Raw genomic sequence first — 23574 nt, forward strand, 5'->3', positions numbered from 1 at the left:
ATATCTCTGGCTATCTGGATATCTCTGGCTATCTGGATATCTCTGGCTATCTGGATATCTCTGGCTATCTGGATATCTCTGGCTATCTGGATATCTCTGGCTATCTGGATATCTCTGGCTATCTGGATATCTCTGGCTATCTGGATATCTCTGGCTATCTGGATATCTCTGGCTATCTGGATATCTCTGGCTATCTGGATATCTCTGGCTATCTGGATATCTCTGGCTATCTGGATATCTCTGGCTATCTGGATATCTCTGGCTATCTGGATATCTCTGGCTATCTGGATATCTCTGGCTATCTGGATATCTCTGGCTATCTGGATATCTCTGGCTATCTGGATATCTCTGAATATTTCTCTATTTATATAAATATCTGTGGTTATATGTGGTAACTTTATACCTTTGGGTGAGATAATAAAAATGTTAGGTTTCTTTGCGTCAGCCAAACCGACAAATAACCAAAGTAAAATATTAATTTTTAATAAAGGACATTAATTAATATCTTAAAAAGGATAAAATCATCAATTAACAATCCTGTAAATCCTCAAATATTATAAATCTTGATATAGCTACGCTATCAGACAATTAATCATCAATAAAAATGACCAGATTTATACATGACCAATTTTCTAAAGACTATTTAGAAGAACTTCTGAAAAACTATGGAGAAGTACAAGCACCTAGTCGAGTTGCAGCAGAAATCAAAGAAATAGATGTTTATTTTTCACCATACCTCCAAGTAGATCCTAATTTGCAACTGTTAGGACTATTAGGTAAAATGGCATCAAAGCCAGCAATATTTGAACCCTATCGCAACCCAGTTACAGCAGATGAAATCCTAGATTGTATAGTAAAATTAGTAGAAGTTAAATCCCTATTAAAAAGAGAAGCAAAACGAAATAACACCAAAATCTCAGAAAACGAAATTCCAAAATTATGGATACTTACCCCTACCGCATCTGCTAACCTTTTATCAGGTTTTTATGCTACATTAAAAAATGACTCTTTAGCGGGAATATACTACTTAGGTGACTCTTTTCGTACAGCCATAGTAGTAATTCATCAATTACCACGTATAGAAGAAACCCTATGGATTAGAATGTTAGGAAGAGGAACAGTTCAAAAAGAAGCTATTGACGAACTTATAGCATTACCCGCAAATCATCCTTTCAGGAGAATCACGCTAGAATTATTTTACAATCTGCAAACGCATTTGACAAAAAATAATCAAGATCCGGAAGATAGAGAGGTAATTATGAGACTAGCACCATTGTATCAACAAGAAAGAGATTTAGCAATTTGGCAAAAAGAATCAGCATTAATTATCCGCTTGCTAAATAAACGATTTGGAGAAATTCAACCTGGGTTAATTGAACGGATTCAAAAATTACCAATTGAGAAAATAGAATCTTTGGGAGAAGCATTATTAGATTTTAGCAAGGTTGATGATTTAGAAAATTGGTTAAAAGAAAATTAGCCAACTAAACTAAAAAATTCAACCTGATTGATATTAGGAGTAGCCCTGTCAAGGTGACTAACGAAGATACGTCGTTTTAAGTACCTCGACAGAATTAATTACATATTGGTTATTTACCAATTCTTTGTCAGTCAAGGATTTCAACCCAGATTAATGCATCTCAATTCATTAGTTTGAGACTTATTTTTGGTCAATACAATTGTTTTATAGCTAATTTCAAAAATTATCAACATCTTCTGAACCCACACCTCCCAAACCTTCCCCAAAAAGCCAGTCGCTATCACTGTCAGAATTTCCTTCGCCATCCACTTGAAGATTTAAGGAATTGACGAAACTGAAATACCTTTGAAAATCTAAGTAATTTTGAATTGTCAGCGGTGTTATAGCATACTTATACAGCAGCTTGATATTATCTAATTTTGGCTGTTGTCGAATTATTACATCAGTACAAGCTCCCATTTTCATTTAGTCTGCAAACCGACAAGTGGTGAGCCAGCAAAGAAACTTTCATTATAAAATTCTCGATATCACAACTGATATCGCCATGAATAATAAGACCTCACCCAGCCAAATGATCCGCGTGCCTAATGTACTAATTCCTATAGTACGACAGATCTCAAAAATTCACCGTGATGGTCACACAACAGCGTTACTGCAAGGGTTACATGAATTGATTTCACAGTTTGATAGCAGTGCTAAACTGGAAGCAACCACCGAGTTACAGGAGGTGGAGGAGAAATTGGGGCAACTGGAAACACACCTTTGTCAGCAAGACGAACAGCTGTCCACTAAACTAGAAACTATTGCCAAGCACTTAGAAAAGATTGAACGGGCTATAGCTTCTGGTAGATACAGTAACTCTAGACCTCGGAGTTCAGCGTATCCATACCAGTATCAACAAGCTGTAGAAATCAACTCCTTCCCCAATGAAAATTTAGCGCAGAGATTGGGGATGACACCGCAGAGTTTAATTAATGAACGGGAAACCAAAACTGAACAGGAATTCATCAGCTGGTCTAGGAATCGAGATCCTAGTGGGTTGGGCTGGAAATTTCAGGCAGAAGATGGGTTGTATTATCCAGTTCGGCAGTAGGAGGTTAGTAACTAGCTAGTATTTTACTAACAAATGCTAACAATAATTGTTCACAGTCTATTAATCCTCTGTTATATCTATTTTTACTAATTCCAATAAACCCTGTCTAATCACCTGTTCAACTAACTCACTTCTAGTGATGCCTAATTTCTCGGATACCCTATCAAGTTCTGTGGAAGCAGTCTCAGTTAGCATGATCTGATACCTCTGCTTTGGTTCACCATATTTGTCTTTCTCAGCTTTTCTTGGTCTTACCACTGGCTATACACACATCAATACCTCCACACTTTACAAATTTATGGGCAACGCCATATACACACTTACACATCTACATATAAAATAAAAATAAGGCGACACCTACGCTGCACTTTGTGAATCTTGACAGGTAGGTAAATCGCCTTAACCCTTACAGGTAAATCAATCATGACACAAATTCAAAATTTTCTCGCCAGTGCTAATGACACCACAGTAGTCAAAGAACAACCCAGTAACAGAGAACCATTAAAGCATTTATTAATTGGTTCAAGGAGAACTGTTACCAGCACAATTCATTATTTACAGGTAATTGGTTATGCAGATGTTGGAGATTGGAGCGAACCCATACCCACTGGTAATGTTGGGGAGTTCATGAGTATTTTGATCAGACAAATCCTGATTAAATAACAAGAAATAACCAGTGTTGCCAACTAATTAAGAATTATTTTGACAGGAGGGTTTAACCTCCTGTCAAAATAATTTTATGGATTTCTTCCTAGTTTAACTATTTTTGATGCAGATAAATACAGATAAATAATTGTGTATCTTGTTTTTCCATTTCTCTTCAAGAAAATATCTACATCTCCAATGAATAAAATCTAAAATTTTGACAGATCAAATAGAGATAATTGACCAACAGAAACATTACCCTTACCACCACGATGATAATTAAGGTGGCATCCAGAACAGACCGGGATCAGGTTCTCAACCCTGTTATCGGCAGGATTCATATTGTGGTGATGCACTTGCAGGTTATAGGCACGGGGTTTAATAATGTCATTAGGTTTTTCACCAGGACGTAAGCAAACACGACCGCATTTTTGGCAAGACCAATCAGCTTTTTCTTTAATGTTTTTAGCTAATTCTTTCCAGTGCTTTGGGTACACCATGATTAAATTAAACTTTAGGATTGTGATATTATGATATTATTATAAAATAAACAACAACATTTTTTTGTGATTTAATTTTTAACTTCTGCATTCAGCAATCAAGGTTCAGCTAGAAGTTAAAAAACTGAAGATTAGATGTAAATTCTTCATCAAAGAAAGAGAATTCAAGATTCAGTAGTCAGAATATCTCATCTTTGTATTGAATTTTGAGCTTAAAATGAAAATCACACCCTGGATGCAAGGAAAACTCACCATGACAGTTACTACTGCTAAATGGAGTTTAGACGACTATCATCGTATGATTGAAATTGGCCTTTTAGCTGGTCGTCAAGTTGAACTACTAAATGGAGAAATTATCAACATGGCACCGGAAGGACCAGAACACGCGCAAATTAATACTGACTCGGCTGAATATTTGCGGGAATTACTCGGTTCAAAAGCATTGGTAAGAGATGCAAAACCTATTACTATTCCTGAAAGTAATTCAGAACCAGAACCAGATTTAGCAATAGTTGAACCACAGCGTGCTATTTATCGCAGTCACCATCCTTATCCTGAAAATATATTTTGGTTAATCGAATATTCTAAAACTACCCTGAATAAAGATTTAGATGTAAAACGCAAAACCTATGCAGCAGCATCAATTCCTGAATATTGGGTAGTAGATTTAAAGAATCAACAAGTAAAAGTGTTTAGAGAGCCAATAAATGCTGATTACTCCCAAGAATTAACCTTGACTTTAGGTGAAATATCTCCGTTAGCATTTCCAGAAATTAAAATTTCTATTCAACGTTTACTACAAGGGTTTTAAGTAGGTAGGCGTTAAAAATTGTCGTTATGGCAAGGCAAGGGGAATGGAAAGAGAGCCTATTAAAAGTCATGAAGACTTGGAAGTATATAAAATGGCTTTAGATGTTGCCATGAAAATTTTTGAATTATCTAAAAAGTTTCCTGTTGAAGAGAAGTATTCATTGACAGATCAAATTCGTAGATCATCACGGTCTGTCTGTGCAAATCTGGCAGAAGCATGGAGAAAACGTCGTTATGAGGCTGCTTTTATTGCTAAGTTGAATGATGTAGAAGCAGAAGCAGCAGAAACTCAGACTTGGCTTACTTTTGCTGTGAAATGTGGTTATTTAGAAGTTGATACAGGTAGAGAACTTTATAGAACCTACAACCAAGTATTAGGCATTCTAGTAACTATAATCAACAATCCATCTCCCTGCTCCCCGCCCCTTTTCCTCTTTGTGCGCCATGGCGCACATTTCTTCTCAAAACCTCGGCAACACAGTCCCCGTCCCCGCATCCTTTTTAGAACGAACATAAGTCTTAGTAGTATCGCTCTTACTATGCCCCAACTGGTCTTGCACCTCAAACAGTGATTTACTATCCACCGCCCGCGACGCGTGAGAATGGCGCAACCAGTGGCAAGAAAACTTCACCTTGGCCACCTCAGATATATCCTGAATTAACCTTTTAATCGCTCGGTCACTCAACGGCAAACCCCGCTTTTTTGGGTCTGGTGACAGATTCGGAAACACTGGCATCTTCTCACCTGCCATCCCCCGGTAGTTTTTAAATATCAGCGAAGTCTCATGATCCAAACCAATCTCCCGGTACTTCCCCCCCTTCCCCCGAAACTTAATTGTGTAATATCCCCTGGACCTATCTGACGGTATCGGGTCGGGTTGCCATTTAAAGTTGTGCCAATATAAACCCGGATAATCTTCCTTGGGTTGACCCGGTTTATCACCAGGAACCGTCACCCGACCAACCTCACCCACCCGCATCCCACTATAAAAAAGCAAACAAAAAACCAGCCAGTACTGCTCCCCCAATCGCTGGGCAACATCAGCCAACTGCGCCATCTCCCAATCTTCTAAATAACGCTCTGCCTTCGGTAAGTCACTGAAATTATCGTAATTTATGGTACTGGCGATATTCCGTAAAAAATAGCCAACATTCTCCCCATGCCCATAACTCCAGAGCGATCGCAACATCAACACCTGGTTAGATTTAGTATAAGGGGAAACGTCACCCCAACTAGCAATAAATTCCAGTAACTTTGGTGGCTGGACTAATCTCAAATCCCGTACACCTTGATTTTCCAACCAAGCGAGTAATTTTTGACCAAAGCGATAGTATTTTCGCTTAGTTTGTTCCCGGTTCTGTGACCCTGCCCAAGCCAAAATCAACTCCTCATCATTTGCTACAGCAGGTGTGCGGTAATAATATTGACGAATCACCTCCTCAACTAATTCAGCGGTCACAGATGCAGAAGTATCACGAGATACAACTTTACTGGAGGAGGAAGGGAGAATTTCTACCGGGCTAACTTCAACATTAGTGATATCCATCTGGGAAATAACCATCACATAACAATTAACATCTAGCTTCCTGGAAGGACTCTTTCAGGAAGCTTTTATTTTATTCTATCTTTCCGTGGATGTGCTTATCTGTTGCGGCTCTAGTATTTGTCTAGGACTTACGTTTTAGCTTTGGTTTTTTTGTGTTCAAAAAGAGAGGAATTTCCCCCCTTCCTAGAAAGCTCCAATTCCTCTTTTTCAAAGGAATTCTTGGGTGTGGGTCATGAGTAAACACCTTAAGTAGGTGGCTAACTTTTCCCGTTATCTTCTTGGTGGAGCCCTTCGCTCCGTAGGAATCACTACTGAAAAAAAGTGAAAACAGAAAAATAAAGACAAAGTTGTTGAGAATCAATGGTGTTTATTGAAAATGAAATCGCGTTGCTCCCTAATTTTGTCAGATTACTTATCCAGCTATGTTTGGGGAAAATTAGGCTGCTGGGTTTGGCAAGTTCCTGCATCAGCACTGTTTTTTATAAAAAACAGAAACATTGGAAACATAATAGAAACATTGCAAAATATTCTTGACGCCTAAATGAATCTGGTGTCAGAATTGGTCAAACCAACATGGTGAGGAGGGGTGACCAATGAAAATCACCAGACATCGGGACAAAATCCTAAACGCATTGCAGGAATGGTTTCGTATCCATAAAAAGGGACCCACCCTAGAAGAGTTGTGTGTTGAACTGGAAATGCAACCCCGTCAAAAAGCAACTTTGCAACGCTGGTTGCAGACAATGCGAGGTATAGATGTGGATTGGGAAGATAATATTGCCCGCAGTCTTCGTTTGCTCACCTCCGACCCAGAAGTAGAACCTGGACTGCAAATACCAGTAACGGAAACATTACGGTATTTAGCAACTGGCTTAGTAGAGTGGGAAAAACAAGAACCGATGAACAGGGCGTGTATTCCAACAGCTCTTCGTGTCGGTATGTCCAGAATGCACTTAACATCTTTGCTTTCTGGAGACGAACAAGCACCTTCGAACTTGCCAGAATTTTTTGACTGGGCGAAAAAACCAGTCGTTGAGTGGAAACCAGCAGCAGAGATTAAACACCTTTCATCGGCAGTCACCCTCATAGAAGACGGGTTAGTTTCTGACTTTGCCCTCCAGTGGCAGGTTACAGGTGCTGATGTAGAAATGCAGGTGCAAGAGAAAGTTCTGCAAGATGTCTTGGAATACTGTCGGGCAAACCAACTAGAAGAAGCTTATCGCACCTTACGAAAGCTGATTATCGAGCGTCCTGTCCTTCCCTACTCCGAATACCGTCGCCTTTTGTCTTCATCTCAATTAAGACCTCTGCGTGATTTTTTACGGCAAATTTATGTGGATTTAGTTGATTTAACCAGTGATCCGACTTATCACTTCTGCCCTCGCTGTAAATATGTAATGCGCCGCCGTCAAGATAAGACTTATAACTGCCGAAACATGACTTGTGAACAACTGAGTGCGAAACTTCGCCTCCCACCCCAACCGTCAATTCCCAAGCATGAAGCAGAAGATTGGAAAGTCCTTACCCCAGGGGTGCATCGGTACGGGACACTGCCAGGACTTTGGGAAATTCAGCTAGCAGAAGCCCTGACAAAACTGGGAGTACGTGTCGCTCTTTGGCCAGAAATTGATGAATTTGACTTACTCGTAGAGTTTAGTAAGAAAGTGCGCTGGGCAATTGATGTTAAGGATTGGTCTTACCTAGATGAAGAGCGTTTGCGGAAGGTAGAGTACCGCTTTGATACGACTGAAACCTTTGTTGTCTTCCCAGATGAGCGAAATGATCTCTTACGAATTGAGGTGGAACGCCAAAGACTCGAACCAGAATTGGGTGGCGTGCGCTTGAAGCTGGTTAGTGAAATTATCTCCCAAGCTAAACAGATTTTGGAGAAGAAAAATCATGCGTGATATTTCTCAATGGGGCAAATCATTGCGTGAAGCCCTTCGCAAATCACTGGACTTAAAAGCTTATTTGGAAGAAAGTTTACCAAATGCAGATGTGAATATACAGCAGCGAGAAGTAGCACGTCTTGCCCAACTTATTGCCGAAGTGGAATTGGGGTTAACTTTACTGATGGAGGTAGCCCCAGACGAAAGAGCAACTTCCGTATCAGCATTACTTTTAGGATATCGTTTTCCAGTCAAAGCACTTGAAAGTCAAGAAAACTGGTTGCTTGTACAAAAAGCCCGTTTTTATCTTGTGCGTCGCAAAGGAAGACAGTGGGAGCGGACTCTGGCTGAATACATTAAATTACCTGAAATTATCAGGATATTCAGCTTAACGGATATAAATGATGTTCCTCAACTGATTCCATCTAGCACTTACCCCCAACGCTTACAACTATACCGTCAGACCTTATCAAAAACTCCACCGCACAAAAAACGAAAAATCAAACTAGCAACCTCTGGTTATTGGTATGCCAAAGTTTCCCACAAGGGTCACACAACCATTGATGTTCCCATCAATATTCCTGAAGCTGTGGCTAATGTGGCTCTTTCTCCGCAGATATCTTTTCATAGCACACGCACGGCTGTGAATCCCTCTCGTCTTGTCACTTTAGAAAAATTGCTCCAAGATGCTCAGGAAATGGATGAAAAATTGGCTCAAGCTGGGTATGAGCCTGAAAATTATCATCAACGTCTCACAGGAATTGCTTTAAAGTTATATGATTCATCAATAGATGATTTTCAACCTTCCCAACTAAATACTCAAATCAAATTAGACAAACTTGTCCATATTGTCGGTTTATTGAATGTCGGTAAATCGACACTGTTTGATATTCTGATTTACCATTTTGCCAAACAAGGTTATCGCTGTGCATTGCTGGTAAACGATGTTGTGGCAGCAGTGCGTCTGGCTTCCCTCTTTCGAGAAGGATTAGGAATTCTGGCATCTCCTGTATTAGGAAGCGATCGCTTGCAACACTTAGAAAAAGTTTATGAGCCAATTTTAGCAACCAAGGGGGAAGAAATCGAAACAGGAGCAACTCACCCAGCTTGGCGTTGGTTTAGTCCTGTCTGTCCCTTATTAGGTTTAGTGCAATCAGTAGAAAAATGGGAGTTTGGTGAAGAACCATGTCACAATCTTTACCAAAAACAAGCTACTACCAAAAAAGGCAATTCCCAGGCGGAAGATGATGAGGATTTCGAGAATTGGGAACAGGGTGAGAGTGAAGATAAATATACCTGTCCCTTGTATTATAAGTGTCCGCGTCACCAATTAGAACGCGACATAGCTACAGCATTGGTTTGGGTGTTAACACCAGCCAGCTTCATTCATACCCGCGTTCCCCCGCAAGTTTTTGCCGAAAAACTGACCTTTGCTGAAGCCGTTTACCGTGAATGTGACTTTCTGTTTGTTGATGAAGCCGACAGGGTACAGGTGCAGTTTGACGAAGCTTGCGCCCCTGATGAAGTCTTAGTCAATTCTTCTGGAAACTCCCTATTAAATAAGCTAGGACTCAAATTCGCCACTACTATTTACAATTCAGACCGCAGCAGCATGGCGGCTGAATTCGTGTCCGCAGCAAAAAGAGCCAATGACTATGCTCAAATTGCCACAGACCTCATTCTTCCCCGACTCCATAACCAGCCAAAACTTGTGGAATGGTTAGGACAAAACCCCTTTACAGGTCGTTCACTTTTTGCCCATATTATCCGCGATATTCTAGAAACACCAGAAACAGAAGCGGAAAAACCATCTCCCCAGCTAAAACGTGCGGAACGCAGCAAGGAACGACAAAAACGGATTGAGGCAGGTTTACCTCCCGAAGAGGAACGCCAGCGCCGTAAAAAAATCATGCAAACTTTGGAGGGATTTTTGCAAGCTCCCCTTAATCATGACAAAGGAGGAGAACTTTCAGACCTTGCCCTTACTTTATTGAGTGCGGAAAATGACGCAAAAGCATTAACTAAGGTTGCTGAATGGTTACGCAAATGGCTGGAATCATTGGGGATTGATCTCACAGAAAAAACTAAGTTTGAGGAAGTTACACTCCATTTGCACTTAGCAATTCTCGTAACGGTACTCAACGATAGGCTGGGTTTTCTAGTGGATAACCTGAATGCACTCATGCGATCGCGAGTCTTTGACTTGCACGACACGAGTCTTGCCCTTGTGTACCGCCCCCCCCGTGATTATCTGCCAGTTGTGCCATCTTCACCTGTGGGAAACATTTTAGGCTTCAGGTATACGCGAGATAGGAGTAACAAATCTGGTGGTAAGTTGGAATATTTTCGCTACGTTGGGGTTGGACGCTATTTACTCCTCAATTTTCCCCATCTCTTTGCTGTTGATGGTTGGGATGGACCCCATACAGTTTTGATATCAGGCACTAGCTATGCACCAGGGACACCAGCTTATCACATCCGCCAAAAACCAACTATCTTGCTGGAACCAGCTACCAATAATCACACAGCAGGAGATGCCGGGATTGGCGAAAGCGACTTTTTCTTCAGTTCCCAGCGTAATGCAGTTGGTAAGTACATTGCTCTATCGGGACTGCCACCAGCTGTGAGAAAAATAGCTGTCAACGAAATGGTCAAGGCCATCTGTCACAGTCCTGGGCAAGCTACCAGTTTTCTGACTGAGTTATTTGAGACTTTAAAGGAACAAGAGCAGAAAGACCCCCAAGGCTGGGGCGATCGCCAACGCTTATTGCTGATTACTAACAGCTATGAGGAAGCAGAATTGGTGGAGTCAATTTTAAAACCCCTCTACCGTAATGTTGAAAATCTTAACGGCATTGCTACCCTGCGCCGTGACAATGCTCCGGGTCACTTGAGTGGTATTCGTCGCGGTCAAATTCGTGACCTCGCCCAAATGTCTACCTCAATTGTCGTTGCACCTTTGATGGCATTGGAGCGGGGTCACAACATCCTCAACGAGAACCGAATAGCCGCATTTGGGGCAGCGGTATTCTTGAGCCGACCAATGCCAGTTCCCGACGATTGGCAAACTACCGTCCAGCAACTCAATAATTGGGCGTTGGAAAAGTCTTCAGATTTTGAGCTTTATGAGGCACTACAAAAACGAGGCGATGCTCTCACGCTGACGAATGTAGAAAATGAGTTTTACCAGTATGCGGTGGCGAAGATGCTTGAGTTGAACTGTCGAGCGATGTCGTTTAAGCAGTTAACCAGCGATGAACGTTCTATACTCTGCTGGACTCAATTGGTAAGTATTTGGCAAATTATCGGCCGTTTAGTACGTGGAGGAGTTCCCTGTATTGTCCATTTTCTAGATGCCAAGTTTGCACCTAAATCAGTTGACAGTGAACTCGACAACGAAGTCACCTCACTGTTAGTTGCCATGATTAAGGAACTTCAACTTGCTATTGAGCCAGAAGACAAACAACCTTGGGAAAAAACATTAGCCAAATCCCTCTATGGTGCTTTCTTTAATGCACTCAAACAAACAAAGGATTTACGCTACGACCTTTAAAATCATTTCGCTATCGATTTTATTGGTAAACAATATTTTCAAAAAAAAATAGCGAACCCCCCTCTATAGTGCTTTCTTCAATGTACAGAATCAACTCAAAGATAAGGAGTTAAATTATGCCCTTTAAAATTCAAACTCTTCTTCCTGGAGCTTGGGAACTGATTAAGGATCAACAATACGAACTTTTTTCTCTCCATGTCCCTACTGCATGGCAGCAAGTTGCTAAATCTCTGGCGCAAAAACGTGTCAATTTGCTAGGTAGAGGTTATCCCTCCGTGCCCGTCTCCTCCCTTGACCCAATTATAGCTGCTAGCTTTCCTAGAATCATTCAGACAGTACGTAATGGCTGGCAACGTCCCGGTGTACCTTGGATATTATTAGCAACAGAACGCGCTGAACTTTCCAACTTACCTGACCTGATCAAAGATTGGTTGCGTGAGGAATTTAGCTACTGTTTAGGTGATGACGAAGTTGAATCTATTCTCGACAAACTGGATGATAGTGCTTGGGAATGGGACGATAAATCAACAGTTTATCCTTTGCAACTTCCACCAAATAACCCACATAACATAGATATTCGCTGGCAGGCAATACCTGATTATATGGCTGGGGAATTTATCAAAAATCCACAGGTTAGTTTTGGTTGGGATAATGATAGAAAACTAACTTTTTACCAAGTAGTAACTTTTAAGCAAGGAGCCGAACTAATATCATGGCCTCCTAATGAAGTGCCACTAATTAAAAATAAAAAACAAGTTGGCACAGTAAAAATTTCTTTTGTCATCCGTTTCCAGTTACAAACAGTGCCTTGGCGCAGTCAGCCAATGATTTATCATCAACTTTCGATTCGCAGATGGCTGACTGAATCTATGGAAGGCTTACCTTATCGGGGTGCTACCGCTTTTATTGGTGATAATCGAAGATGGTTAGATGGGAAAAAACAACCATTCCGCTTGATTAATATGCCTATTAAGCAAATTACAACGCAAGAAGGAAGGAAAGCAAGATGGCCAAGAGCTATTAGTGAATTACTGAAAATTAATGATTCTCCACTTCCTGATCCTGATAGTTTAGCTAGTGAGCCAGTTTATAATTGGTCTGTCTTTGGTGCTGCCCAGACTGGAATACAAGCTGCTATTGCTTATGACTCTCGACATTTGGGTGAATTTCCTTGTTTTCCTGGTGTAAGTCCACTGGATTTAGCTAGTTTAGATAGTGCTATTCAAAATAAGATCGAGCAAGAAAATTTCCCATTTCGCCGTATAGGTGAAGGGATAAGAAAATCAGGTAAGTATATACCTTTTTGGGAACCAGTAAACTCACAAAGAAAAGGTAGTCTAGAACCTAAAAATCCTGATGATTTATCTACGCCAATGTTGCGTCCAAAAATTGCTGCCCCAGCTACATTTAGACACCCTGAAAGCTCTCCTCATACCATCCTAATTTTGTGGGAAACCCAAAAATGTCGAGATGCGCTCATTGCAGAAATTTGTAAATTACTTTCAATCTCACCTCAAGGAGAAACAATCACTTACGAAACTTTAACTGGGTTAACAAGAGAAGAAACTATTTATCAAAATCAGGATGTATGTTTGCGGATTATAACTCAGCACGTCTCAGACATAACAGCAAGACTAGATGTTGATAATCCTGAAGTTGAGGGCAATAACCGACAACAAAAACGCACTAATTTGATAGACAAGCGTATTCATCAGATTACCTCATATTTACCCTCACCAGAAGGATTAAGTGGTGCTTTAGTAGAAATTAAACCAAAGAAATATTTCTTTCCACCGGAGTCAGATCCAAAACTTGCTGTGCGAATTGGGGTAATGCAGGCTGGTTATGTCAATCAGCACATCCATGCTTTAAAAACATCTGAAACAAATGGTAAAGAATACATTCCGAAAAAATCTCAAAATCGAGTGCAAAGAGCAGTATCAGACTTATTACGACAATTTGGAATTTTACCTACTCCTCTCATCGACTTTGAAAAAGATGGCATAGATCCAAATATGTGGCTGACTTGTTTTTATGTTTTACGCCGCACTCGAAAAACAACAGCTAATAATCAAGCTTCTACTGTCGCGTTGATGGTACGAGTCAACCCAATCAAGGGAACAGTACAGGTCACTACCCCTACTTTCTTCGCTACACAAGGCTGGGTATCGTATTCAGCAGGGCTGGGATATTTACTCAGTGAAAAATGGGAACCTAATACCTATGCTGATGAAACGACTGGTGATACTAGCGATGCACAACAGTCTAGTGATACCCAAAACGAACAGAAGTTTCTCAATAAATTTGTTACCGATTGCTTGCGTGATTGTTTAAGTACATCAATTGAAGAGGAAAAACCTCCCCATGTGCTGTTTATGGCTGAAGCCATAAATGTTCGTACAATGCTGACATGGTTACAAAATCCCCAACTACCAGCTAACAATTTACCCGATCAACTAAAACGGCACATGACAGAATCGGAAATAAATCGGCTTTCGGTTGTGCGGTTAAGAGTTCCAGGTAATGGTGAAGTTCCCGTTGCTATTGCTAAGGGTTCTCCTGGTAGCAGACCTAATGGTTTATTCTGTTGGCAGGGTGTTTGTAATTATGAGACAACAGCACTTTACTTCAGTATGAGGAAGCCGTTAAATACCGAGCAAGGTACAAATATATTACAAAAAAAACAGTCCCGGCTTGATAATGGCAGTTTACAAGCAGGTAATCCAAAACCGTTAGAAATAGCTGTTATTCATCACCCAGGTTTTGAACGAGATAAGTTAGCTTGCTTTATCCATAATCTTAGATACCGATGGCCATATTTTGCTAATGAGGTTTCTTTACCATTACCTTTTCCGTTGGCAATTTCAGCTAAACAATATGCTGTGAGTGCTAAAGATAGGGTGGAATCTGTTGACTTAGAAGAGGAGGAAGATTCAGAAGAATCTGTTGATTAATAGGCTATATTAATTAGAGGAATTCGTTCTAAAAAATGGCAGTAATAATGATGGTTTTGGTACCTAAAATATTACACATCGCTAAACAAGTTGGCTTCATGCAAGTGACGGGGAGTGAAAAAGTGTAGCACTTGGTTGCTAGAACCTCGCCAACCTTCTTCCAACTATTTTTATGGTGTAGCTGACAAGTAGGCTTGGCGATACTTCTTCTTCTTCAACGAAGTTGCTTCTCTCTTTGACCATTGCTTAACAGGAGTCAGTTGTGGAACATCTGTAAACTGGTAACTCAATGATTCATTTCCACTTAACTTTGCTACTACATTAGCAATAAAGCGACAACAGCGTTGTGGCTGACTAACTACTTGTTCTTCTGCAAACCTAATTATCACCCATCCAGCATCCACAAAACACTTATTCCTATAATCATCATCGCCAATAAAATGTGTTGGTTCTCCTGTAGAAAAACAATGGCTTTCATCCACTTCAATATCGAGATATAGCTCAGTAGTTGGCTCTACAATTACAAAATCTGCGGTATAAGGGCGGTCATGACCGTTTGGTAGCATTTCTTGTTGCGATCGCACCCAATCACCAAAATAATATTTTAGCACTTGTCCAAATCGTTTTTCAGAAACACCCACACTCACACTACCACTCCCATTTGGTTTAATACAAGGAGAACGATTTTTAGTATCAGCGAAGGTGGGAATTAAAATAATAGGATAAACCAGAAATAATTTAGTCGCCATTGTTGCGTATAAGTAACAACACTTCCAATACCTTTTGATTAAGGGGGAAAAGTTATAATTCCTTTCCGCCGCAGACAAAGTAAATTGTGGGCTAATCAGAAAAGTATTGATTATACTTCTATTTTAAAGACACTCTTCTTATTCTAAATCTGTAACTTAATCTATTTTTATTTACATTCTGCATCTATCATTTGATAGAAAGAAATTACATAGTTTAATCCTAGCTAAAACCTCAAATTATCATTAGAATTTGGCTATACAAATCAGATTTAAATTTTGTTACAGCAGGAGGTGGAACACCGTTGCTGCTTGAGTTTTGGTTCTCAGTTTGTACCTCCTAACGGGAGCAAACCGCTGTAGGTATGCTTAAACTCTCATCAATGTCAGCCAAATTTTTGGCTAATCTGGATTTTCAAAGATTCAATAATCATACAGAATTAGTATAAATCCAGGGTCTACCGATCCCTTTATGCAAAATCCAGTTTAAAATCCTTGAAAGTCTTATCCTGCAAAGGTTTTGTTCGTAATAATGGCACAAAATCCTATAAACCTTGCCCTGTAAAGGTTTCACCATAATTAATGGTTAATTACCATAAGGGGATCGGTAGAACCTAAATCCAGTACAGCACGGCATAAGTGAACCCACCATTATAATTGGTAAAAACTTTGTTTGTAGTTTAGAACCCTTGTAAAAGGTAGGCGTAAATAAGATGACCATTAAAAGCTACGAAAATTTGATTGATTACAAGACTTGAAAATGATTCATTCACTTACGCCTTACTGTACTGGTAGTTTATCAAGAAGTAATTGACGGATATAAATTTGCCAAAAACTATAAAATTTGAAGCTTCTTGATTTTCATAACCTGTCAAATTTATTTTTACAGACTACTAGCAACTATTGCAGATAACTGAAAAGCTCAATGCCGTATTCATTTTGACTTTCGCACTGCGGTACTAATCCTATAAAAAGCTTGTGAATATAATAATATGGCATCCTTATTCTTAGGAAAACTGACTAACTTCATCACCACAGGAGAGCCTGTGATTATTTGTGAATCTCCTGTACAAGAAAGATATCGAATGCTCCGCTCTCTTTGCCAGTATTGCTCAAAAATATGCATTAAGTGCTATCTATGGAATTTGGGACAAGAAATAATTAAGGAAGTTGAATGCTTTGATAATGTGCATCTAACTTTTGAAGATTTTGATGAATATACTCCGACACCAATAAAGGAAGTAAAAGACCAATTTAGTATTTTGAAATTTTGGGAATGTTTCCAGGGCGAAGGAGTATTAATCATCGAGAATCTATACCCTTGGATTAGTGCTAATGTAGCCCAAGAAACACAGTTTTTCTTGCTATCTGAGTGGATGAAATCAAAGTTGCTCAATCTTTCTTTCTCTCAATCTGCTGTTGGTAAAATCAAATGCGCTATTCTTTTAGGTTCTCAAGCTAACTTACACCCAGAACTTGCTGCTCAAATCCCTGTAGTTACTCAAGAATTGCCTAATATCTCAGAAATTACTGCAAGTCTTAATGAGGAAGCAGAGGAAATTTTACCATCAACTTTGAGCGAAATGGACAAAATTACAATTGTCCGTAGTGGGATTGGACTATACATTTCCGATTTAATTAAAGGGCTAAAATCAATTCATTCTCATGATAAAAGTGCAGAAGCAATAGCCCAAGAACTACTCCAATATAAAATCAATTTGCTTAACAGACTTTATGGAATTGAGTTTATTCCTACTCCCCAAGTTCCCTTGGGAGGATTGGATTTGATGCAGGAGGCTTTTAAGAAATTCAAAAGATTATTTAGTCCCCTTGCTAAAGCCTATAAACTCAGAGTTCCTAAAGGTATAATGCTGGTAGGTCCTCCAGGTACGGGTAAATCACATTCTGCTAAAGTATGCTCTCAAATTTTAGGTGTTCCCTTGATTTTAGTAGATTGGGGTAATTTGAGATGCTATGGTAATGAAGCAGAACTAAAACTGAAACAATTACTAAATTTAGTAGATTGTTTGAATGAAGTTGTTATTTATTTTGATGACTTTGATAAGGGATTCGCTGGAGATGATGATATAGCTAGAAGGTTAGCAGGACAGTTACTCACTTGGATGCAAGAACGTACCAGTGATGTTATTGTAATCGCCAGTGTTAATCGTTTAGAATGGCTACCACCAGAATTAACTAGGGCAGGAAGATTTGACTACATTTATAAAGTAGACTTGCCTAATTATGGAGAAAGACACAATATTTTTAAACTCCACTGTGCTAGATTTGATGATAGGTTTAGTGGTGATGTTTCTGGTAAAATTGACCCTTATACTCAAGAGGAATGGCGACGACTGCTCAAAGAAACTAATCGTTGTGTAGGTGCAGAAATCCAAACTATTGTTGAGAGGGCTGCGGCTACTACTTTCTGTCAAATGTTTCCAGAAGATATGCCTGTGCCTACCAATAGTAAACTACCACCATTGGAGATTTCTGTGGCAACACTGTTAGCAGAACGTCAGCAAATTAATCCATTAGCTATTAGAGAAGCAGATAAAGTGGAAAGTATGAGGAACAAAGCTGAACTTCAGGGGTTGCCATCTTCGACCGTAGATGTATCTGAGTATGCAATTGGTAATATAGATATATTTGGTGGGTGAACTACTCATAATAACCTACTGAACCAACCATGAGCTTCTGTAATCACGGGGAAGCGCCTTAAATTAGACTTTTTTCTAGATAGCATTAAGCGCAGGAACAACCAATTACATGGTGAACTCTTTCTTGAGTTGCGGTTCACCATGTAATTGGTTAGGAACATATCCTAAATTTTCGATCCAATTTATAAATTCTTTTACGTATGGCTGATTTGCTGTCGATTTATGCCCTTGATTTGTATGAATAATTGGGTTTAGTGAATCAGGTAAAAAAATAGGATTGTCGCCAAAGTAGTAGAAGTATTCAGATAACAACACATTTACGCCTTTTAAATCACCTTCTTTATTACCCGTTTCATGAACACTTTTTCGCAATCTTGGTGGTTCTCTCTCGCTGTAGTCATAAATGCAATCCCCAATTAGATACTCGAATTTATGGCTCTTCCATTTGGGAATTTTGTGAGGACAGTGAATTCGGCAAAATTCATCGTATTCTTGCAATGTCATCTTGTTAGTGATCTGCATCGCATACACAACGCAATTGGTGATACTGCCAATTGGTGAATGCCTAGAACCAAGTCCTACAACCCAATCTCCGATGTTTGCTACTCGTCGAATAGCAGGCTTACAAATTGGCAGAGTACAGATTCCCCAAAATGGGTTAGGAGCTGCTCCATCATCATAACGTAGGCAGTACGAGAATAGTTTCATTGTCATTATTATAATTTATTCTGCGTTGTTTAATTCTCGGATTTTGTTCCTCTAGTAATGAGGATAAAAGTTGTCAACGATTTGACCATGAATAACCCAATCTCAGTCTAACCCAACCCGGAACAGGTGAAAGCTGCCCAGTAAAAAGGGTGAAAGAAAGGTTTGGACTCTAAACAAAAAGATTCCAAATTTTTTTTGGCTTTGTAAATTCGGTTTCCAATTTTGGCATATTTTTTGTACTCTTGATCGCGTTGCTGATACATTTGAGAATCTTGTGGATGAATATCCCGTTCTTTTTTAGTTGTTTTCCGCAGCATTTCGCTTTCCGTGAGTTTCTGTGTCAAAAAAGAACTTAGCCTGGGTTTGTAATCCGTGGTAAGAGTTTCACCTGTAAGACTACGCAGTTCAAATTGAGCTTTCTTAATTGACTCTAATCGCTTGTTTCCTTGATGTCTATGCTGATAATAAAATAATGAAAATAGTGCAGTTGCTAAATCATCTACTGACCAGATTGTACTGATAACAGTTCTCGCACCAGCACAAAGAAACCCTGTAGAAAGAGTTAAAATATCGTCGGTTATTTCAGTTGTACCTAAACCAGTTTCACAGCAAGAGAGAAATACGTCTTCTAATTGAGGAGTGCGCCAACCTGGAGTTAATAATTGACCTAAAGTAATACGTCCATCCGCTAGAATTAATGCCGATTCTAAAGGATTATCAAGACGTGATTGGGCATGATGACTAGAATGAATTACTTGGACTTTTTGCAGCAGTTGCCGATAGTTACTAATACTAGCTTCTTGACTACCTTTTAAATGTTGATGATTGGGAATATCGTATAAAGTTGCTAGTTGTTCTCCTTCCCAACTAGCGTAGGGTAAATCTTCAGTAGCGTCTTCAACAATACCGTATTTTAAATCACTATTTATTGAGGGACGATTGTGACAAAATTCTAGAATTTGACAACTAGGAAGATAACGAATCAAAAATTTATCCCCCAAATATTGACTTTCTGCAATTGGTAAAGCAGCAAAAGGGATTTGATGTAATGCTAGATGAGGAATAATGATTAATTCATCAATATTTTTCAGATGTTGTGCAATCAAATTATTTAATTTTAAGACTTGAGCTAGTTCTGATGTTAACAAAGGAATTTGTTCTTTCCAAATATGTTGGTTGTTAAGATATTGCTCTAACCAGGGAGTTAAAATTAATTCTTGTAAAGTTTCAAAGCCCAATCCTGTACAAGTGTGCAAATTAATTTGGCTTTGCCGGATGATAAAGATATGAGTATCATTTAATGTGGTATAAAAGCTCAGAATAGCTGTTGTAGGGAATTTAATTAGCTGCTGTATAGATGACAAATTCATGGGACTGACTTGAATTTGACCAGCTAATACAGGATCTAAACGGCGCATCTGTTCCCAAATTTGCTGTTTGTCAGCTTCCAAATTGGCAATTGTTTCGTTATCAGCTTTTATAGCAGCGCGATTCTGTCGGCTTTTATTAAGTTGATTACTATCAAAATTATCGCTATGATAATGGTGTCCTCGTTCATTATCAATTAGCTGTTGTATGGCTTCAAAATCCTGTAAATACTGTTGAATTTCTGGGGGAATTTCACCATCTGCATAAAGGTCATTACTTGCCATTAAATCTACAAGTCGTTTTGAGCGAGAACGTTCGACATATTCCACAGCTTTATGCAGTTGTTTATTATTAATACAAGCTTGCACTATATTTTCATAAACATGGAGAGAATCAGCTAAGATTTCTTGACGGCGTGATTCTGAACTTGCCCAAGTGCGACTGGTTTCTACAGCTTCAATTGCCATACTATAGCCCCTAATCGCTTCAGCCCAATCACCAATGTTAAAAGCAGTGTTTCCTAGCATTTGTGCTGCTTTTAGGCAATCTGCGGGAAAAGCAGTAGGAATAAAGATTTTTAAACTTGAACGATAACAGGTAATTGCTGCTTCTACTTGATTTTGTTCTAAGAAAACATTTCCTAAATTTAGATTAGTTAACGCCCACTTCCAAGGAGATTCTTCTTTGGTTAAAACTTGTAAAGCAGATTGATGAGCAGCGATCGCCTTTTGTAAGTTTTCGTTTCTATCCCCATGAATGCGGTGAAGATAGGCATTAGCCAGATTTATGTGTACTTCCGCCCAACTTATGGGGAAGTCTGCTTTGGTGTAAACTTGTAAAGCAGCTTGGTTTGCTGCGATCGCCATTTCCACATTTTCTGCTGCATCACCCCTAATTCTCTGACGATAGGCAGATCCCATATTAAATTGAGTCTGCGCCCAAAGTTCTGGAAAGTCTTCACGAGTACGAATAGAAAGAGCATTTTGATAACAAGCGATCGCTTGTTCTAAATTCTCAGCTTTGTCACCTGTAATGCTATCTTTGTAAACAATGCCTAGATTCTGTTGTACTTGCGCCCATTGTTCAGGATCTTGATCACGAGTGAAAACCTGCATCGCAGCTTCAGCAGCCTTGATTGCTAGTTCAGCGTTTTCTACCTGATCACCACGAATCCTAAAACCATAAGCAATCACTAAACTATTTTGAATTGTTGCCCAGAGTTCGGGAAACTGTTCACGGTTACAGACTTGTAAAGCATTGTGTAAGTAAGAAAGGGATTGTTCTAGGTTTTCTGCTTGCTCACCTTTTATTCGACGGTGGTAAGCACTGCCTAAACCGAATTGACACATACCCCATGCTTCTGGGAAACCTTCGCAAGTCAAAACTTTAGAAGCAATTTCATATCCTGTAATAGCAATCTCTAAATTATTCGCCTCACTACCCTGCCGAAATTCTTTAATCAGAAGGCTTAAACCTACAAGATTTGCAGCAATACCTTTTGCATACTCTGGTGGCACTTCAGACAGCATAGCTTCTGTCTTTAATCGCAATACAGTTGCAAAGCGTTCATCGAGTTTGTCTTTGTTTACTTCCAGTAATGGGTATACAGCGCTTTTAGGGTTTGGGAAGTTCTCAAATACTGCTTTAAATAGCTGAAGCTGAAAGATTTCGCGGATCGCATCTTGAATGTTTTCCCATTGTTCAGGAAAGGCTTCTTTAGTAAAAACACTAGCCGCTACCTCATAACCTGTAGAAGCAATTTTTAAGTTAATTGCTTTATCACCTTGTGGAAACTCCCGAATCAGATTACTCAAACTTAAAATAATTGCAGCAATTTGAATAGCTTGCCCTGATGGTATCTCTCTGAAAACATCCTCAAGCCTTTGCAAGTGCTGAATAAATTGTTCATCTAATTTGTTGAGATTATTTTCGAGAATTTGATATACTGCTTGTGATTCTCCATTACTTTCAGAAGTTGCCTGTAATAACTGCTCAAGAAATTGTGAATCTGAAAAAATTTGTTGAATTTTGTCACTATCTAACAGATTTAAAATATCTTGAAAACCAGAACGCTCTGCATATTCTCTGGCTCTATCTCGTTCACCATTGGTGATACAAAATACCACCATGTTTGTGTAAGCTTCGATTTCTCCAGGACTTTCCTGTTTCTGAGAAATACCACCCCAACGGCGAGTTTGTTCAACAGCTTCAATGGCAATATTATAACCTGCAAAAGCTTCTGCTTTCATTCCAGCAGCCAAGGCTGTTTTACCTAAAATCAATCCAGTTTGTATGCAATCTCTTGGGAAATCTGTAGGAGTAAAAACTTGCAAAGCAGCACAGAGACAGTCAAGAGCCTCAGTAATTTGACTGGCTTCATAATAGGCATTTCCCAAATTACTTTTTGCTCTTGCCCATCGTTCAGGATAATCAGAAATGGTGTAAACTTCTAAGGCATTAATATATGCCGAAATCGCCTTGTCTAGATTCTGTTTTTTATTGCCGAGAATCCTTCGAGTATAGGCAGTACCAAGGGTAAATTGACTACTAGCCCAATAATAGGGCGATGCCGAACGGGTACGTACTTGGAGCGCGACTTGATAGCAAGCGATCGCCTTTTCTAAATTCTGTGCTTTATCACCGTGAATTCTACAAAGGTAGGCATTACCCAAATTATTTTGAAGAGTACCCCAAAGTTCGGGAAGTTGAGTGCGGTTAACGACTTTTAAAGCAGTTTCATAGCAAGAAATTGACTTTTCAATATTTTCAGTTGTGTTTCCGGTAATTCTGTCAGTATAGACAAGACCGAGATTATTTTGAACTCTTGCCCACTCTTCAGTAAAAGCTTCGCGGGTGTAGATAATCTGAGCATTATTACAAGCAATAATGGCCTTTTCTTGGTTATCGGCGCGATTTCCTTGGATGCGATTGCGATAAGCTGGTGCTAAATTAGTTTGAATATTAGCCCAAATTTCTGGGACAATCTCACGGGTAAAAATCTTGGTAGCAGCTTCTAAGCCAGTAATGCTAATTTCTAAGTTAATCGCCCTATTCCCGAAGGGAAATGCCCAAAGAATAATACAGAAATCAACAATACCCAATCCGACTAATATGACTTGTTCTGTGATTGAATCGTTGTTTATTAGGTTAAAGTTGATCCAGTAATTAAATTGTTCATAAAAATTCTCATTGAGTTGATCTAAGTTAGCTTGAAGTAGAGAGTAAACGGCTTGTTGGTTGCCTTTATTTTGAGCAATCACCGACAATATTTTACCCAAAAAAGCCGGAGGTCTGATAAAATTATCCGTTGCTGAAGGCTCATCTCTGTATAATCCCAGTTCTTCAACTAGCCAATTTGCTAAATAGTTCAAAAAGTCAGCAGAACGAATATCTCCTTGATTGCCCCGGATTTGAGCTACCATGTCTATAGTTTCTACCAACCCAGCATCAAGCAGATGTGGATGTTTCCTGAGTATCTTCATTTCCTTGCCAGGACAGTTGAGTAGCTGCTTAATCAGTTTGAAATAAGCTTTTTGGCGTTGAGTAAAATCTGGTGATTTTTGAGAACCGAATCCTTTAGCCATGTCAATTATATGTTTTGAGTGATTATATACATCAGCC

General features: G+C 39.4%; 16 protein-coding genes and 1 pseudogene. 9 read left to right on the forward strand and 8 right to left on the reverse strand.

The window, feature by feature from the left end; genetic code table 11:
• Positions 1-449, reverse strand: a 449-nt coding sequence (locus A9Y75_RS28840) for a hypothetical protein (RefSeq protein ID WP_071188853.1), incomplete at its 3' end; no start/stop codon positions are given.
• Between the two features lie 155 nt (positions 450-604).
• On the opposite strand from A9Y75_RS28840, the gene A9Y75_RS23635 reads away from it, so the two are divergent.
• Entirely contained in the window at positions 605-1480 is an 876-nt protein-coding gene (locus A9Y75_RS23635; protein WP_071188854.1) for a DUF4351 domain-containing protein, read from the forward strand.
• Between the two features lie 216 nt (positions 1481-1696).
• Here the strand turns inward: A9Y75_RS23635 and A9Y75_RS28845 are convergent, their stop codons facing one another.
• Complete coding sequence (locus A9Y75_RS28845; RefSeq protein WP_177176283.1) at positions 1697-1939, reverse strand: hypothetical protein; 243 nt, start codon at positions 1937-1939, stop codon at positions 1697-1699.
• A gap of 85 nt (positions 1940-2024) precedes the next feature.
• On the opposite strand from A9Y75_RS28845, the gene A9Y75_RS23645 reads away from it, so the two are divergent.
• The gene (locus A9Y75_RS23645; RefSeq protein WP_071191985.1) at positions 2025-2573 is read left to right on the forward strand and encodes a hypothetical protein; all 549 of its coding nucleotides are present in this window, start codon (positions 2025-2027) and stop codon (positions 2571-2573) included.
• 60 nt (positions 2574-2633) lie between these two features.
• On the opposite strand, the gene A9Y75_RS30315 is transcribed toward A9Y75_RS23645, so the two are convergent.
• On the reverse strand, positions 2634-2831 hold the full coding sequence (locus A9Y75_RS30315) for a ribbon-helix-helix domain-containing protein (protein ID WP_071191986.1): 198 nt from the start codon (positions 2829-2831) through the stop codon (positions 2634-2636).
• Between the two features lie 165 nt (positions 2832-2996).
• Between A9Y75_RS30315 and A9Y75_RS23655 the strand changes: the two genes are divergently transcribed.
• A complete protein-coding gene (locus A9Y75_RS23655; protein ID WP_071191987.1) occupies positions 2997-3236 on the forward strand; it encodes a hypothetical protein in 240 nt (79 codons plus the stop codon).
• Positions 3237-3427: 191 nt separating this feature from the next.
• Here A9Y75_RS23655 and A9Y75_RS23660 read toward each other — a convergent pair whose 3' ends face one another.
• Entirely contained in the window at positions 3428-3718 is a 291-nt protein-coding gene (locus A9Y75_RS23660; protein ID WP_071191988.1) for an HNH endonuclease, read from the reverse strand.
• 253 nt (positions 3719-3971) lie between these two features.
• Here A9Y75_RS23660 and A9Y75_RS23665 point away from each other — a divergent pair, with 253 nt between their 5' ends.
• Entirely contained in the window at positions 3972-4529 is a 558-nt protein-coding gene (locus A9Y75_RS23665; protein WP_071192165.1) for a Uma2 family endonuclease, read from the forward strand.
• Between the two features lie 43 nt (positions 4530-4572).
• A pseudogene (locus tag A9Y75_RS26980) lies at positions 4573-4938 on the forward strand (four helix bundle protein); the annotation flags it as partial.
• A 51-nt stretch (positions 4939-4989) separates the two neighbouring features.
• Here the strand turns inward: A9Y75_RS26980 and A9Y75_RS28850 are convergent.
• Positions 4990-6090: a site-specific integrase gene (locus A9Y75_RS28850; protein WP_236721509.1), complete on the reverse strand. Its 1101-nt coding sequence runs from the start codon at positions 6088-6090 to the stop codon at positions 4990-4992.
• 578 nt (positions 6091-6668) lie between these two features.
• Between A9Y75_RS28850 and A9Y75_RS23675 the strand changes: the two genes are divergently transcribed.
• The 3 genes from A9Y75_RS23675 (at position 6669) to A9Y75_RS23685 (ending at position 14471) form a co-directional block, all read left to right on the forward strand.
• Positions 6669-7982, forward strand: a complete 1314-nt coding sequence (locus A9Y75_RS23675) for a Fis family transcriptional regulator (RefSeq protein WP_071191989.1) — start codon at positions 6669-6671, stop codon at positions 7980-7982.
• Positions 7975-11517 carry a hypothetical protein gene (locus A9Y75_RS23680; protein WP_071191990.1) on the forward strand — a complete coding sequence of 1181 codons (3543 nt, stop codon included), beginning with the start codon at positions 7975-7977 and terminating at the stop codon, positions 11515-11517. The genes A9Y75_RS23675 and A9Y75_RS23680 overlap by 8 nt, the downstream gene beginning before the upstream one ends.
• Before the next feature lie 116 nt (positions 11518-11633).
• Positions 11634-14471 (forward strand): DUF3962 domain-containing protein, encoded by a 2838-nt coding sequence (locus A9Y75_RS23685; protein WP_071191991.1) that lies wholly within the window; start codon positions 11634-11636, stop codon positions 14469-14471.
• A 170-nt stretch (positions 14472-14641) separates the two neighbouring features.
• On the opposite strand, the gene A9Y75_RS23690 is transcribed toward A9Y75_RS23685, so the two are convergent.
• Positions 14642-15220: a hypothetical protein gene (locus A9Y75_RS23690; RefSeq protein ID WP_071191992.1), complete on the reverse strand. Its 579-nt coding sequence runs from the start codon at positions 15218-15220 to the stop codon at positions 14642-14644.
• Positions 15221-16209: 989 nt separating this feature from the next.
• Here A9Y75_RS23690 and A9Y75_RS23695 point away from each other — a divergent pair.
• The gene (locus tag A9Y75_RS23695) at positions 16210-17877 is read left to right on the forward strand and encodes an ATP-binding protein (protein ID WP_071191993.1); all 1668 of its coding nucleotides are present in this window, start codon (positions 16210-16212) and stop codon (positions 17875-17877) included.
• 105 nt (positions 17878-17982) lie between these two features.
• Here the strand turns inward: A9Y75_RS23695 and A9Y75_RS23700 are convergent, their stop codons facing one another.
• Both A9Y75_RS23700 and A9Y75_RS26985 read right to left on the reverse strand, forming a co-directional pair.
• Entirely contained in the window at positions 17983-18591 is a 609-nt protein-coding gene (locus A9Y75_RS23700) for a hypothetical protein (protein ID WP_071191995.1), read from the reverse strand.
• Positions 18592-18692: 101 nt separating this feature from the next.
• Positions 18693-23537 carry a CHAT domain-containing tetratricopeptide repeat protein gene (locus A9Y75_RS26985; protein ID WP_083389727.1) on the reverse strand — a complete coding sequence of 1615 codons (4845 nt, stop codon included), beginning with the start codon at positions 23535-23537 and terminating at the stop codon, positions 18693-18695.
• Positions 23538-23574 lie beyond the last annotated feature (37 nt).

The organism is Trichormus sp. NMC-1, assembly GCF_001858025.1.
In the GTDB taxonomy this organism is placed as follows: domain Bacteria; phylum Cyanobacteriota; class Cyanobacteriia; order Cyanobacteriales; family Nostocaceae; genus Anabaena.